We start from the raw sequence: 14,967 nt of genomic DNA, 5'->3' as shown, positions 1-14,967 counted from the left end.
ACATGTTGGACGTGCAACCAAAAAGAGCGAGGAGTGACAAGATGAAACGAATCCTGTTTGTATGTTTCGGAATAATGCTGATTTTTTGCTCGAATGCCTTTTCTGCAGACGAGATCAAGGTGGGGTCCATAAACGACCTTACCGGCGCAACTTCAGACGTGGGAAAAGATGCCGCTCTTGGTATACGGGAAGCCTTTACGTACGTGAATGACAGCGGAGGCATTAACGGCAAAAAAGTTAAATTGATTCTGCAGGATTACGGGTACAGAATTCCGGAAGCCCACACGTTGTACAAGAGATTCAAAAGCCAAGACAAAGTCAACATGCTGCTTCAGTGGGGTACAGGAGACACGGAAGCTCTCTCTCCGACAGTCAATAAGGATCAAATGGTCACCATCTCGGACTCCCTATCCGGTCATTTGTGCGATCCGGCTAAGACCCCGTACAATTTCATTTACAGCACTGACTATTCCACTAATGCCAGAGCAGCCCTTACGGCGTGGTACGAGGAAGTCTGGAAAAAAAGCGACAAATGGAAAAAGGCCAGAGAAGCAGGACAGAAACCGAAACTGGCATGTTTCTACATGTTTGCCGCTCCTTACTCGAGTGCACCGATCAAGGCAATCAAAGATCAGGCCGCACTTCTGGGTATAGAAGTCGTGAAAGACCAAGACGTGTCATTGACGGCTTTGGATGCCAAAAGCCAGGTCTTGGGAGCAAAGGGTGAGGGAGCAAACGTCATTTGGCACGGCAATACCACCATGTCGGTAGCCACTGCTATCAAAGATGCATATGCTCTGCAATTGGAAGCAGATCATATCATGAATAACTGGGGCTTCGACAAAAACCTCGTCAGAATGACCGGTCCTGCCGGTGAAGGCGTGATCGGTTGTGCAGCCTGCGCTTTCCTCGGCGATGACGTTCCTTACATGGACAAGGTGATCGAATACACCAAGAAAGTGAATCCCGACGTTCCCCTCGAAAAAAGAGACATCAGAACCGTCCAGGCATGGGTGAAAGTTTCTCTTGCATGCGCGGGTCTACAGCGAGCCGACAAAGCGGGCAAGCTCAGCGGCCCTAGCATCAAGGGAGCCCTGGAATCGCTGAAGGATTGGTATCCTTTCGACAAAGAAAACGCTCTCGGTCGTCCGCCCACCACGATCACGAGCACCGACCACAGGCCCAGCCCTGTTTCTTTGCTCTACACCATTAAGGACGGAAAAATAACGTTTTTCACGAAGATCAACATGAAGGAAAAATTTCCTGACAAATGGCAGAGCTGGCTCGGATGGTAGATTGATGAATGGCTGGGGCGGCATTCTGCCACCCGCAGAAAAGCCGTATCACTCATATGGGCGTCAGGAGAAAAGGGAGAAGGTTTGTGTCCGAGAATAATGAAATCCTGAAGATCAACAATATTGAAGTCAGGTACCACGAGGTCATACTCGTCCTGAAAGGCGTTTCCATAAAGATTCCGGAAGGTGGAATTGTGGCACTCCTGGGGGCGAATGGCGCTGGTAAGAGCACAACCCTGAAGGCAATTTCCGGACTGCTCAACCATGAAGATGGTGAGGTGACAGACGGCAGCATCGAGTTTATGGGTGAGCGCATCCATAAATTGCCGGCTGAGGAGATCTCCAGGCGCGGGATCTTCCAGATTATCGAGGGAAGACGCGTATTCGAGCACCTCACAGTCGAAGAAAACCTCATGGTCGGAGGCCACCTGAGACCCTCAGGACTAAAAGAGCGGCTGGACATGGTGTACCACTATTTTCCGAGACTGAAAGAACGACGGAACATAATGGCCGGATTCGTCAGTGGCGGTGAACAGCAGATGTGCGTCATTGGAAGAGCGATGATGGCTCAGCCGAAACTGATGCTGCTTGACGAACCTTCCATGGGGCTTGCTCCTCTTCTCATTAAAGAGATCTTCGAGATTATTCAGAGACTTAACCGGGAAGAAAAGATTCCTATTCTTCTTGTGGAACAGAACGTCAAACTCGCTTTGACAGTAGCTCCTCATGCTTATGTGATGGAAAACGGCCGCATCGTAATGGATGACACTTCCGAGAAGCTCAAAGAAAACCCCGATATTCGGGATTTCTACCTCGGCCTTACGGATGTTGGCGGAAGAAAGAGCTTCAGAGAGGTCAAGCACTACAAACGACGAAAACGCTGGTTAGCCTAAGACTCCCCGCTCAGGGGTAGGAGGGAAAATGATTAAGTGTTTGACAGTTTTCGGTTTGTTCGTGGCTCTCTTCGGTTTTGCCGTTTTGCCTGCCACTGCTTTTGAAAATCCTAAAATTACGCTCGATCGCGTTGAAGTGGCAAGCATTCAGCCATTTTTTGCAAAACCTCGGGTCGGTTACAAGGATGAGAAAGACACAGGAAAGGACCTCCCGGTTGGTTCCATACTGAATATGGCTTACATCTTCAACATCAAGAATCCGAACAAAGAGCCCGTCATGCTCGATGAAATGACCTTCACCGTATCATTTGACGGATTCGACGTGAATACGGCTTTTGCATATGAGGATTCTTGGATTCCTGCCGGCAAGACTAATCAACTCAAAGTCGTGGTGACGAACGAGGCGCTTCCGACTATAAGCAGTCTCATGGTGGGAGCCGGAAACGTATCGAGAATCCAGGAAATGAAGACCTCCGCCGGAGCACTCGCCAAGAAATGGTGGGAAACCGTCGGGGACTTTGATTTCCCCATTACTGTCTCGGGTGGAACAGCACTCTTCAAAGATGCAAAAGATAAAGAACATCAGGTAACTTTTTCCGGGAAATGGGAAAATCCGGAAAAACCAAAGAAGTAGTCCGAAGAAACCGCAGTAACGGTGTTCTCGGGAGTCCCTTCCGCTCCAGAAGAGTACCGGTAAGGAAGGCGATCAAGAACGTTCCCGGTTTCGTGTAGGTTTGGAAAAGAGGCGGCTCATATGGGCCGTCTTTTTTTATCAGCTTTTTGCTGCACAGCAGTTGACAGCAATTTGCATTCAAAATCCCTCCATTTCTCCCTCTAATAAAGAAGGGGTAAAGGGGGTAGAGGGCATAGGCGCTAACTTAGGCTCCATTTGGCCGTTTGTTCCAGAGGAACAGAAGATAATTTGCCGGCGATTCATCGCCGGCAAATGGGTCAAATTAAGGATTTTTGAGTTCCAGAGGAACGGCTGATCCGCAAATGGGACAATCTATAGCGGTTATCGAAAGTCTTGATGGAATCCAATGCCTGCTATGGGAAGAATCAGTAGCGCCGGCGTCCCTGCCGGCGAGAACTTATTGATTTGTTCGGTGAATTGTTCGCCGGCACGGAGGCCGGCGCAATGCTGTTGACTTAAGCTGCGGGGACATTTTTGTACCTGCGGTAAAGCCATTTGTTTTTGCTTTGCTTGTTCACCCTTGGTTGGGGTGGTCGCTGACTGTTTGGTCGATAGTATTTGACACGATAGATTTCTTTGAGAATATCCTGAAAGATTTCGATGGCTCTTTCAGGATCGTCTGCGGCGAGCACGGCGGCTTCAGACGCGAGCGTCATGACCGCATTCTTGAACTGAGGTTCTCCGAGCTCTCCACCGAGTAACTGGGTGGAAATGGCCATGAGAGTTCTTGAGATCACAGCCATGATCGCAGCTGCAAAGAGTTCTTGCAGGACGCTGTTGCAGGTTTTGCCATGAAATTTTTCGATTTCGAGCCCAATCTTTTCATCCCGGAAATAGCTCTCGATTTCCCATCGCCTGAAATAGAGGTCAGTGATCTCCTGTCTCGGAAACTCCACCTTGTCGTAAAGATTCGTCAGGAGAACCGAGAGGGTTCCGTCAGGATTGGACAGTCTGATGACTCTCACTCTGATGGGCTTGGCGGCCTTTCGTTGTTCAGCCGTCACCTGGCTGAGATAGTTCGATGTCGGAGGAATCACGATTTCGGCTTCGCTCTTCCCGCTCCGAATGAATTCCTTTACTGTGGCGAAGGTGGACGTTGCGGGGCAACGTATCACGAAATAGCCTTTGAACTTGTCCAAAAGGTAGCTGAGAAATTCATATCCTGGGTAACCTCGATCCAGGAGCAAGACACTTCCCTCAGGCACGAGGGGCAGGAGATGTTTGGCTTGGTCCCGCTCCGAAGAATTCACCGGGACCACAGTTCTTGCGATGGGCAGACGTCTGAAGACGTCATAGAGCGTGCATACAAGACACTGAGGATAATGTCCTTTGCCCGCTTGCCCAAGTCCGCTCTCAGGATCAAACTCGGCCCTGAGCTCATCGGCGGCTGGAAGCGTATAGTCGGAGCCATCTATCGCATGAGTGGACATACCATGCCACTCGTCCTTCGGGCTCTTAGGCCAACACTCATAAGCCAGACCAACCGCATCATCGAGTATTTGCCGAAAGATCCTCCAATCCACCTTTTTGCGCGCCTTGGTGAGCGCGCTTCGATGGATCGCCTCGGCGTCAGGCCAAAGGCCAAGAATTCTGGCATGTCGAAAGAATTCACCGGATTTCATGTCCACTCCTTTACCCTTTCCACTGGCGGCAATGGACAAGATGAAGGTGATAAGCTTTCCAAAGGCGAGTTTTCTGTTTCGAGTAAAGTCCTGAGGCGAGCGTTTCTTGGAAGGGTCGATTTGTCCGGGAATAATGTGAAGAAATTTTTCAGCGTACGCGCTAAGTTGGCATGGTTCTTCAAAGCATAATGCGTGCCATAATAAAATCCTTTCAGCAGCTTGTTTTGAAAGAATTTATCGCGCGTAACTACCCGCATGTCAACACAATTCCTTCTGAATTCTCGGAGGTTAAACGTGAAAAATCAAGAACCCTTTCCTTAATTCAACAGCATTGGGAGGCCGGCGCTACCAATTGCTGGGAACTGCTCTTGACAATCCGTGATTACTTTCGAGAATCGGTATAATCAGTCAATCGTCCCTCTGGGACGAGGACGTTTGTTTGATGGGCTTTCCCGGCGATGAATCGCCGGGCTATTTTCTTTTCGTCCCGTCGGGACGAAGGAGACTGGACAGCAAAGTTACCGCATATGGGGGTAGAGGGGATTTTCGTCCAACTTTGAAAGCAGATTGGCATGACATAATTTCTGACCTTTTGAACATATCGTTCTCTAAAAAACCGTAGAGCCCGGCGTCCCAGCGGTCCCGAACTGGTTATTTTTATTTGAAAGAGGTGCCGGCACGGAGGCACGGCACCCACCAATTGCGGAGAAGTGCTTTTCGCAATAGCTCAATATCTTGTAATCTTGCCGTATCTTTTCAGGAACGGACTTGCGAAAAAAGCCCTGTTCCTGCATCATTGAGCTGCCAAAGCCGTCGGCTTGAAAGACGGCAAAATGTTCCGGGAGTATTCTTCTTGTCATGTCCGGCCAAAACGCGATCCCATCACAAGACATCATTGACGAAGTAGAAGCATTGAGAAAAACCATTCGAGATCACGATTTCAATTACTATGTACTGGATTCCCCGGAAATTACGGACGCGGAATACGATAAGCTGTTTCGTCGCCTTCAGGACCTGGAAACTCAATATCCTGAGCTGATTACTCCCGATTCACCTACCCAGCGGGTGGGGGGCAAGCCTTTAGAAAAATTCGGTCAAGTCAGGCATGCAATTCCCATGGTATCGCTGTCTAATATTTTTGATGAATCGGAATTGCTGGAATTCGATGTGCGGACAAAACGAAGTCTGGGTACCGGAAATGAACTTTCGTACGTGGTGGAACCCAAGTTGGACGGCGTTGCGGTGGAATTAATATACGAGAATGGATTCTTGTCTACAGCGGCTACGCGGGGGGACGGCTTCACGGGGGAAGATGTCACGGCGAACGTGCGTACCATAAAGTGGATTCCTCTGAAACTGCAGACGCGAGCTTCCGACGCACTGCTCGAGGTCAGAGGCGAAATCCTCATGAACAGAGCCGATTTTGACCGTCTGAATGAAAAGCGGGAAAAACGCGGATTCGCCACCTTCGCCAATCCGCGAAACGCCGCTGCAGGTTCCATTCGACAACTGGATCCGCGTATCACCGCTTCGAGAAACTTGCGCTTCATTGCCCATGGTGTGGGAAGAATCGAAGGATCGATTCCGGAAACCCAGTATGGAATTCTGGAAAAACTTCAATCCCTCGGCTTGCCGGTGAACATGGGATTGACTCGGCTTTGTGAAAACATCCAGCAGGTTTTGGAGCATTATCGCTACTTAAGAGAGAACAGAGACACTCTGCCGTACGAAATCGACGGTGCGGTGCTTAAGATAAACTCACTCGACGAGCAAGCAATCTTGGGTATGACAGCCCGATCTCCGCGGTGGGCGGTTGCCTTCAAATTTCAGCCGCTCCGCACCAGCACACAGATACTTCGTATCGAAGTTGGGGTCGGCCGTACAGGCACACTCACACCAGTAGCAATCATGGAACCGGTGAGTGTGGGGGGGGTAACCGTTTCAAGGGCTTCTCTGCACAATCAGGACGAAGTGGATCGTAAGGACGTGCGTGAAGGAGACATGGTGGTCATCCAGCGCGCGGGAGATGTCATCCCCGAAGTTGTTGAAGTGCTGAAAGATCTGAGGCCTGCCGACAGCCGACCCTATACTATTCCCGACAATTGCCCTGTGTGCGGGTCTTCTGCAGTCCGTTTGCCGGGACAAGCAGCAAAGAGATGTGTCAATGCCACGTGTCCGGCCCGCCTGAAGGAAACGATCCGGCATTTTGCCTCGAGAAACGCCATGGACATTGAAGGGCTGGGAGTCAAATTGATCGAACAGCTCGTGGATCTCGGACACGTAAAGAATCCGGCCGATCTGTATTATCTCTCGAAAGAGACTATCAAGAGCCTGGAGCGCATGGCTGACAAATCGGCCTCCAATATCGTAGCGTCCATAGAGCGTTCAAAGACTGTCACATCGGACCGTTTCCTCTACAGCCTGGGACTTCCTCTGGTTGGAGAGCATGTGGCAAAAATTCTTATGACCGCCTTTCCGGATGTGGCAACTCTCTCGGAACAAGACACCACTGCTTTGCAGCAGATTCACGGAATAGGACCGGAAGTTGCTCAGAGTGTGGTTTCATATCTTCGCGAACCACATAATCGGGACATGATCCATCGGCTCTTGTCAGCGGGGGTAAATCCGGAACCGTTGGCCAGGCCGTCTGACAAAATACAAACAGTACTCACCGGCAAAACCGTCGTGTTTACCGGCACGTTGTCGCTGCCTCGTTCTGAAGCGAAAAAGCTTGTCGAAACTGCCGGTGGAACGGTGAGTGGATCGGTGAGTCGAAAAACAGACTATGTTGTCGCCGGCGACGAAGCCGGTTCAAAATTGGACAAAGCTCGTGGACTTGGAGTCACTGTTCTCTCGGAAGACGAGTTCCGTTCCCTCGTGGAAGCAGCGTCGTAATACCGGTCTCGTTCAGGAGCCTGCACATGGTGATACGTCGGAGAGTCGTAATTTCCGGACTGGTGCAAGGAGTGGCATTTCGCTGGTATACAAGATCCAAAGCACGAGAACTGGGACTGCTCGGATGGGTCAGAAATCTGGCGAACGGGCGAGTCGAGGCGACATTCGAGGGCGAAGAGCAGAACGTCTATAAGATGATCGAATGGTGCAGAAGAGGTCCTTCTCACAGCCGGGTGGAGGACTTGAAGATCTATGAGGAATCCCCTACAGGAGAATTCAGTGATTTCGAGATCAGGCACACTGGAGGAACCTTGTGGTAAAGCAGGCTTGCAAAATTTGTCCTTTGGTATTTTTTCTGGGTGTCATTGTGTCAATGTCAGTCTCTCTGGCCGGTGCCGAACAGAACGATAGCATCATTATTGATATGTTGGCAGGTGAACCTGTTCCGCAGGAAATGATGCTCGACGACCTCGCGTCCGTTCGGATCGTTTATCTCGGTGAATACCACACTATAAAACGCCATCACAAACTGCAGTTGGATACTCTGACAGGAATTGCAGACCGAAAACCAAATATCGCCCTCGGGATGGAGATGTTTTCCGCGGATCAGCAAGAGATCCTTGATTGGTGGCAATCCGGTACTGAAGATGTTGCAGCGCTCATTCGGAAACTCGGCCGAAAACACTGGACCAACCTGCAAGATTACGCAGCAGTGCTGTATTTTGCTCGGAATGCGAAGATTCCCATAATCGGACTCAATGCACCCGATGATTTTGTCAGAAAAGTAGCCCGTGAGGGATTGTCCGGACTGACTGACGAACAGAGACGCATTCTCCCAAAGGGTTTCGATAAGATCGACCCCGCGTACGACAAATTGATGCGCATCAGACTCAAAGTACATCGAGCATTTCATGAAAAGAGCCTGGACAATGTGGTCCTCGCACAGGCAATCAGAGACGCGATCATGGCTCAGCGAGTGATCTCGTTTTTCGAATCCGAACGCGGAAAAGATGCCGGAATGGTTGTGATAGCCGGAAGCGGTCACATCAACTACGGTTTTGGGATACCTGAAAGAGTCCAGGAACATCTGCGATATAATGAACGCATTGTATTGGCTTCTGAAAGCGGTGAACTCAAGCTTTCCGAAGAGGAAAAGAAACAGGCTATGCCCGTTGAGATCACCCATGAAGATCTCAAATTCATTCAACGGCCCATAGCGGATTATCTGCATATAATTCCGCTGAGAACAGAGACGCCCGAACCCGAAGCAGAAGAAACATCACAGGAAGCATTTCTTCTGCAAAATACAAAAACTCTGCAATGAAGTATTGTTGGAATACGTGCTGAGAGACTTGCTTATGGATTCGTCGCATTACGATCTCATATTCCGTGACATGATCGTCACACTCTCTAGAATATCGGATGCGCGTCAGCGAAGTTTTTCCTTGGCCGATCGATTGCGGCGGTTTGAAGACGATCTTATCGTCTATTGTTTGCGGACCATAAGAGAACGAAGTCTCATGGGCGAACCCGATTGTCAGCTCCTGTACAATAGCCTCATGGTTTCCGGAACCTTTTCCGAAGTCTTCGACCAGGTCAGGCTTTCTGCGATTGTAGAGTCGCTTCAAAGCAGTCAGGAATATGAGCTTGTGGCGATTCTCATGGATGTTCCACCCGAAGGTCAGGATGAGAGCCCGTTTCAGCCCTATCTCGATGTCCGGTTGCGCGAAGTTCCCCTGGGCATGCGGAAATCGCTCGCCAGAAAACCGGATTTCAAGCTGATCAAGCGAATTGCACGGGACCAGGACCACAGAGTGATAAGGCATTTGCTCGATAACCCGCGACTCACGGAAATGGATGTCGTGCAAATCGGATCCACTCGCCCGACATCGCCCAAGGTCATCGAGACAATCTATAATCATCCTCGTTGGATAAATCGCTATTCCATAAAAAAAGTCATTGTGATGAATCCCTCTTCACCTCTTGCCATGAGCATGAGATTACTTACGTACATGAATCTGCAGGATCTGCAGGAGATCGTTGAGTCCCCCAATCTCCCTTCCGTGCTGGTTCGGGAGGCAATACGGATTCTCGGGAAAAAGAACGCGAACCTGTGCGAATATCGGTTGGACCCAAGACCCACCGAGACCGAAGAAATCTTGGAGTATGATTGAATTCTGCCGAATTTAGAGGCAAGGGGAACCCGAATGGTTGTACTGAAGTGGAGATGTTGAAATGGTCAAAGAACTGCTGACCACGTCGATTATCGTCATTATTTATCTTTGTATATTTATTCTGCTTTTCTCTCCATCTCTCTATGCCGGCTGGCTCTATGTCATGAGTCGGTACACGAAGGTGAAGCAGCGTGGAGTGCTCAGGGTCGCAATCACGACTCTGGCATTGAACCTTATCGTTGCACTGTTTCTCTTCCATCTGACTTTCAATTATTTCCTGACCTACAAAACGGCTGAAAAAGACGCGGAAGCTGTTCAGGCTGTCCAGAATGCCATAACCACGCAAGAAAATTTCTATTCGAGCTACGGGAGATACTACTCGGTCGGGCCGGTGAGAGGTCCCTATCAAGACGATCATGGACTCACTGTGGAGAAGGACGTCATTCTGCAGGTGGAACCTCACTGGGACGCAGTCAGTGCCAAAGAAACCTACGACGCCTATGCACTCCATGTCCTCGGAAAAGACCTGGTAATGAAAACCGATCAAGGAAAAGTGGAAAAAGCACCGGCGGATTCACAACAGTCCGCAGCGATACGTTCGAAATTGTTAAATAGTGTGAAATAGAGCGTTATAGTCAGTGCCAAAAATTCTGTCGTTTATCCCCGCCTGTGAATTGCAGGATATTGGTAGGGGCCGGCGTCCCTGCCGGTCCATTCTATGGATATCATTGATTATATTGAATATGTGCCGGCACGGAGGCCGGCACCCACCAATACTCCTATCCTCAATCGGACGTTAATTTTGGCAATTACTATAATCGAATTAAATCGGAACTCCCCTTATACGATTATGAATTTTATGTTTTTGCCTTGACCGTTGATTGTCTTGAGGATAAAGTCCCATGGCAAACTCCAGGATATTATCTGAAATTATTGTCAGACCGGCATGTTAGAGGCATGTCCTGTGATGTCGAATTCGGAGGCAAGCGCAATGGCTCTCAAGAGATTTGTTTATGTAATAGAATCACCTTCCAGCATGGATTTGTTGGAAAACCATCTTGAAGGAGAGGCCTTAGTCAAAGCACTGGATTTAGCTGCGATTCCGAGATATTACAGCCTGGTTACAGACAGGGCTACTTTCAGAAGAGCTCTTTTGGAACGGATGACCGCTGCTTTACAATACTATGAGAAAGCAGAAGCAATTCCGATACTCCATCTGAGTATGCATGGCGATGATTCCGGAATAGGACTCACGTGTGGCGAGCGATTATCGTGGGAAGAGCTTCGTCAAGAGCTTTCTCTCTTAATTGAAGGTCTTAATAGTGGGTTGCTGATTTGTATGTCAACATGTTTCGGAAGCTCGGGGTGCAGAATGGCTTGGCACACCAGCGAGCCCTTCGGATTTCTCGTCGGAAATGAAGATTCGGTTGATTGGGCGGATGCCGCAGTTGCATACATTACTTTCTATCACTTGCTTTTTAAGGGATACCCTATCCAGGAATGCGTATCAGCTATGAATCGGGCATCCAGAAATATGAGATTCAGGCTCGATAGTGGCAAAGAATCCAAAGAACGATGGCTTCTTTGGCAGAATTTTAAGCTCAGCTTAGAGCGTAGAGAAGACTTCTATGCTGGATGGAGTAGATTTTGAAAGTAACTATTATCAAAAGCGATTTCTTGAACACGGTATCCACCGGCCTCCGTGCCGATGGATAAGACGCAAACAAATCAATCAAATTGGCCCGGCAGAGACGCCGGGCACTAGTGATATTTTGTATTGGTTTGGACCACTTTAGGACTTTCGTGAATCGCATAACACGAGTCTGCAACAAAGTTCCTAGATTTATTATTTAATTGCGGTTACGAGCATTTGGTGTCCGGAGAGAGTGAAACGAATTGCTTCATCGATCAGTTTTCGGAACGGACGGAGAATTGTCGATGGAGGTGGGAGTTCCCGTTCGGGGAAATAGAGTTTACGCCTCAGATTGAAAGATTTTGTACGGATCGTAATATTCGAAAAGCCGATTTCACCGAGCAGCCGAGTAATAGTTGCAGGTTCGAACAGCACGATGTGGTCCGCTCCATTGAGGTACACCCATTCGGGTCCGTTCACTTTCCTGGACAGAGAAGCGAAATTCGTGGTGGCCAGTTTGAGAAATCCGCCTGTTCTGAGGACTTTATGAACGTTCGTTATTGCCTTACGCGGCGATTTCAAATGCTCGATTACATCCCACATCCTTACTGCATCGAAGTAATCGGCAGGCGCCTCGAATTCCTCAGCCGGCTGTGCGATTATTTCAGTCACGCGTTTGGTGCGAAGCTGTCGGATTGCGTCCTGGTTGACTTCAACCGCCCATGTTTCCCAGCCTGACCTGGCAGCCCGATCCAGGAACCAGCCTCGACCGGCCCCCAGTTCAAGAATACGGTTGAGCAGGCGATAGGGTTCGAACCGGTCCAGTTCGGCATCCAGACGCCGGACTTGGGCAGGGGTAAGCTCATGTTCACCCATGCTGCCGGTACCGGACACTTGCTGAAAGGTGAGATGTTCTTTCAGCCTGGGATTCACGAATACCAGGCCGCATACGTTGCACCGTACGTGACGGAAGCCTTCCTTTTCGAAGAGCAACTCGTGATTCCCGGAATTGCATATATCGCAGAATACGGATTCTCTGGCGTAATCGGTTTCCATCATAGCTCCGCTAATTGGATAAACCGCGATTATAGTTCACTCGGCCAACTCTGCAAGACTTCGCTTTCCTCGGCTGCGGAACTCTACCGAACGGAACGATCCTCTTGATACCGAGCGGAATTCATGATACTCAAGCCGGGATCGAAGAGTAAGTGAGGTTTGACATTGGATCTAAAATCAATTGCTGATTTCCTGTTTGAAGTCGGCATGCTCAAGCGAACGCCTCGATCGGGCTTCCAATTCCTGGGAACCGGAAAAGAAACCGTTGCGGAACACAGTCTGCGAACGGCCGTGATAGGATATGTTCTTTCGCAAATGTCCGGAAATATATCCACGGAAAGAGTAGTGCTCATGTGCCTGTTTCACGATCTCGTAGAGGCTCGAACAGGAGATCTGAATTACGTTAATAAACTGTACGTAAAAGCAGATGAAAGGGCTGCGGTCAGAGATATGACGGCAAATCTGCCCTTTGGGGAAGAAATACGGGTTTTGACGGAAGAATTCGATTCGTGCTCCTCGACAGAGGCCCAAATAGCGAACGATGCCGACCAGCTTGAGATAATACTGCAATTGAAGGAACTAGGGGATCTGGGAAACAGGTATGCGGCAGATTGGATAACCACTGCCATAAAAAGGCTCCGCACCGATGACGGGAAAAGACTTGCACGCAGCATACTGAACACGAATTTTGCCGCATGGTGGTTCAAGGAAAAAGGAGACGAATGGTGGGTCCATGCAGGTAGAGAAGACAAAAGCGAGAAATAGTTTTGACTCGGTCGTTCGGTTCACTCTCATGGGGTTATGCTGTTTGGCTTTACTTCTGAGTGCTTCAACTGTGACCTCTCTGGCCGAAGACGAAGCTGGCCAAACAGAAGACAGCGTATCCCAGTCCGAACCGACTCCGGATGGTCAATCCGATTCTTCCCGCAAATATCAATGGCTGTTCCGTCAGAAGACTCCGGAACTTCCTGCCGCGGAGCCGGAAACTTCTACCCTGTTGGAGCCTCTAGATCGCGAAATAAAGCTCGCCAGGAAGTTGTACCTTTCCGGTGAGACAGAGAATGCGATCCTGAAATATCGAAATGCAGTGGACCAGTTCGAGTCAATCCTGGAAGATATCCCGCCGGGACACGGATTGCTCGCTGAAATGGAGCAGCGGTTCGTGATATTTGACGAGTTGGCCACCAAAGTGCTCGGTCCGGTTCATGTAGACCCGAAGGAAGAATTGTCCGGCGGCATCTTTCATGTCCTGGAACGCAGAAGGACCTGTCGACGAAATCTCACTTTAAAGAAAGCCGGGCCTATTCGTTATTTCGACGCTGCAAACAGTCTGTTGACTGACGAGGCTGATATTCTCAGGAAAATCATTCAGTTGAAAGCAGAAGGTCCCTCGCATGCGAACCGCCAGGCGGAAGCCGCTCTCAGGACCGCTCTTGCAGATACTCGCAAAAAGCTGCTCAAGGGTACGCCTCATTATTCGGCATTACGAACCGGCAATCACGTCTCCCTCGCCGAGCTCTGTAAAGATATTCTCCGAAAACACGAGATGATTCTCGATTTCAGCTTGTTTTCGGATCGTATCGTTGTGGGAGTAATCACGACGGATCGCGCAATCTACTATCAGGTTGCTGCAAACAGAGCGGAAATAGACAAAGGGGTCTTCCATCTTCAGGAGAAGCTGAAAGAGTTCAATCTCGGCTCCCGTGCCACTTTTATGGGACATGCCTGGAAAGAAGCGGGCCGCAGAATTTACAGAAACCTGCTAGGGCGAATACCTCGTCTGCCTTCTGATAAAACCACGGTCTTCGTGATTCCCGATCGGTCCCTCTGGTATTTGCCGTTCTCGGTCATGCTGGATTCAGAAGACAGGCCGTTTGGCAGCGACCGTTTGATTTCGCTTCTGGCGTCCGCAGATGTGCTGAAACTCACGAGAACTTCTCCCGGTGCACAGCCAGCCGGATTCAATGGAGAACTTCTCCTGTTCGAGTCCATTCCCTGGATAGCTGAAGAAGAAGTGAAAGAACCTGTCGGAGCTTCGGGGAGGAAGAAGCCTGCTGTTCAGAAAATGTCGGAAGAGCAAAGGATCGAGCACCTTGTTCTCAGTAACCCGGTGTACCCGAAAGCATCGGAAATCGTAATTCTGATCCAGAGGATGTTCGCCAAATTCGATGTGTGGGTAGGACCCACGGCAACAATGGACAGATTCCGCGAATACAAGGACCGGGGGGATGATGTTGCCATTCTTGCAGTGCCTGCGGCAATGACCGACGGCGTTGTGCCGGACCGTCAACCCTGTTTCTTCTTTTCTCCTGACAGTAAAGGCCGGAGGCAATTCGCTGCCAAGGAACTCTTCAATCTTCCCCTCGGCTCAAGGCTGCTCATTGTGCCCGTGTCCTGGTTCGATGTTCCTGATAAAGAATCCGCGTTGGGAGAGGGGCCTCTCCTGTTTGCCACGGCAATCCATTATGCGGGGATACGCATGGGGATGATCAACTACTCGGATCCAAACTGGGGTTCAGACGAGCCGTTTCTGTCCTCAATCCTTAAGAATGCGGCCCAGAAGGTTCCAGTGACTCAAGTCTTCGGGAGTTATACGCGGGAAATACCGGCAGGACTGGACGCTTCCTTCAGCGGAAAACCTCCAGCCTGGACGGGTTGGATTCTCATGGGAGATCCAGGTTTGTGAAATTCAAGGCAGGCGCAAG

The 14,967-nt window shown here is 49.7% G+C and carries 13 protein-coding genes; 11 read left to right on the top strand and 2 right to left on the bottom strand.

All coding sequences use genetic code 11. The features are described 5' to 3' along the window. Nucleotides 1–41 precede the first annotated feature (41 nt). From DESTI_RS14385 to DESTI_RS14375, 3 genes are read left to right on the top strand one after another with little or no spacing between them, the layout of a single operon-like run. Nucleotides 42–1,295 carry an ABC transporter substrate-binding protein gene (locus tag DESTI_RS14385; RefSeq protein WP_014810695.1) on the top strand — a complete coding sequence of 418 codons (1,254 nt, stop codon included), beginning with the start codon at nucleotides 42–44 and terminating at the stop codon, nucleotides 1,293–1,295. 56 nt (nucleotides 1,296–1,351) lie between these two features. Next, entirely contained in the window at nucleotides 1,352–2,188 is an 837-nt protein-coding gene (locus DESTI_RS14380; protein WP_052316137.1) for an ABC transporter ATP-binding protein, read from the top strand. Between the two features lie 28 nt (nucleotides 2,189–2,216). Then, nucleotides 2,217–2,822, top strand: coding sequence for a hypothetical protein (locus DESTI_RS14375; RefSeq protein WP_014810693.1), 606 nt, complete (start codon nucleotides 2,217–2,219; stop codon nucleotides 2,820–2,822). 515 nt (nucleotides 2,823–3,337) lie between these two features. Here DESTI_RS14375 and DESTI_RS14365 read toward each other — a convergent pair. Continuing rightward, a complete protein-coding gene (locus DESTI_RS14365) occupies nucleotides 3,338–4,555 on the bottom strand; it encodes an IS4 family transposase (RefSeq protein WP_237671475.1) in 1,218 nt (405 codons plus the stop codon). Between the two features lie 807 nt (nucleotides 4,556–5,362). On the opposite strand from DESTI_RS14365, the gene ligA reads away from it, so the two are divergent. From ligA to DESTI_RS14315, 6 genes are all read left to right on the top strand, one after another. Then, nucleotides 5,363–7,399 carry an NAD-dependent DNA ligase LigA gene (ligA, locus tag DESTI_RS14340; RefSeq protein ID WP_014810691.1) on the top strand — a complete coding sequence of 679 codons (2,037 nt, stop codon included), beginning with the start codon at nucleotides 5,363–5,365 and terminating at the stop codon, nucleotides 7,397–7,399. A gap of 26 nt (nucleotides 7,400–7,425) precedes the next feature. Further along, the gene (locus DESTI_RS14335) at nucleotides 7,426–7,719 is read left to right on the top strand and encodes an acylphosphatase (RefSeq protein WP_014810690.1); all 294 of its coding nucleotides are present in this window, start codon (nucleotides 7,426–7,428) and stop codon (nucleotides 7,717–7,719) included. Continuing rightward, complete coding sequence (locus tag DESTI_RS14330; protein ID WP_014810689.1) at nucleotides 7,713–8,723, top strand: ChaN family lipoprotein; 1,011 nt, start codon at nucleotides 7,713–7,715, stop codon at nucleotides 8,721–8,723. Before DESTI_RS14335 ends, DESTI_RS14330 begins: the two co-directional genes overlap by 7 nt. A 34-nt stretch (nucleotides 8,724–8,757) precedes the next feature. Continuing rightward, complete coding sequence (locus DESTI_RS14325) at nucleotides 8,758–9,573, top strand: hypothetical protein (protein ID WP_014810688.1); 816 nt, start codon at nucleotides 8,758–8,760, stop codon at nucleotides 9,571–9,573. Nucleotides 9,574–9,634: 61 nt separating this feature from the next. Beyond that, on the top strand, nucleotides 9,635–10,198 hold the full coding sequence (locus DESTI_RS14320) for a hypothetical protein (RefSeq protein WP_014810687.1): 564 nt from the start codon (nucleotides 9,635–9,637) through the stop codon (nucleotides 10,196–10,198). A gap of 366 nt (nucleotides 10,199–10,564) precedes the next feature. Further along, the gene (locus DESTI_RS14315; RefSeq protein WP_014810686.1) at nucleotides 10,565–11,224 is read left to right on the top strand and encodes a hypothetical protein; all 660 of its coding nucleotides are present in this window, start codon (nucleotides 10,565–10,567) and stop codon (nucleotides 11,222–11,224) included. A gap of 195 nt (nucleotides 11,225–11,419) precedes the next feature. On the opposite strand, the gene DESTI_RS14310 is transcribed toward DESTI_RS14315, so the two are convergent. After that, nucleotides 11,420–12,265 carry a class I SAM-dependent methyltransferase gene (locus DESTI_RS14310; RefSeq protein WP_083846751.1) on the bottom strand — a complete coding sequence of 282 codons (846 nt, stop codon included), beginning with the start codon at nucleotides 12,263–12,265 and terminating at the stop codon, nucleotides 11,420–11,422. 162 nt (nucleotides 12,266–12,427) lie between these two features. Between DESTI_RS14310 and DESTI_RS14305 the strand changes: the two genes are divergently transcribed. Both DESTI_RS14305 and DESTI_RS14300 read left to right on the top strand, forming a co-directional pair. Then, the gene (locus DESTI_RS14305) at nucleotides 12,428–13,027 is read left to right on the top strand and encodes an HD domain-containing protein (protein ID WP_014810684.1); all 600 of its coding nucleotides are present in this window, start codon (nucleotides 12,428–12,430) and stop codon (nucleotides 13,025–13,027) included. Then, complete coding sequence (locus tag DESTI_RS14300) at nucleotides 12,996–14,948, top strand: CHAT domain-containing protein (protein ID WP_014810683.1); 1,953 nt, start codon at nucleotides 12,996–12,998, stop codon at nucleotides 14,946–14,948. Before DESTI_RS14305 ends, DESTI_RS14300 begins: the two co-directional genes overlap by 32 nt. The last annotated feature ends 19 nt before the right edge of the window (nucleotides 14,949–14,967 follow it).

It is taken from the genome of Desulfomonile tiedjei DSM 6799 (assembly GCF_000266945.1).
Classification (GTDB): Bacteria; Desulfobacterota; Desulfomonilia; order Desulfomonilales; family Desulfomonilaceae; genus Desulfomonile; species Desulfomonile tiedjei.
The sequence above is the reverse complement of the archived record's forward strand: the minus strand, read 5'-3'. Positions and strand labels throughout refer to the sequence as shown.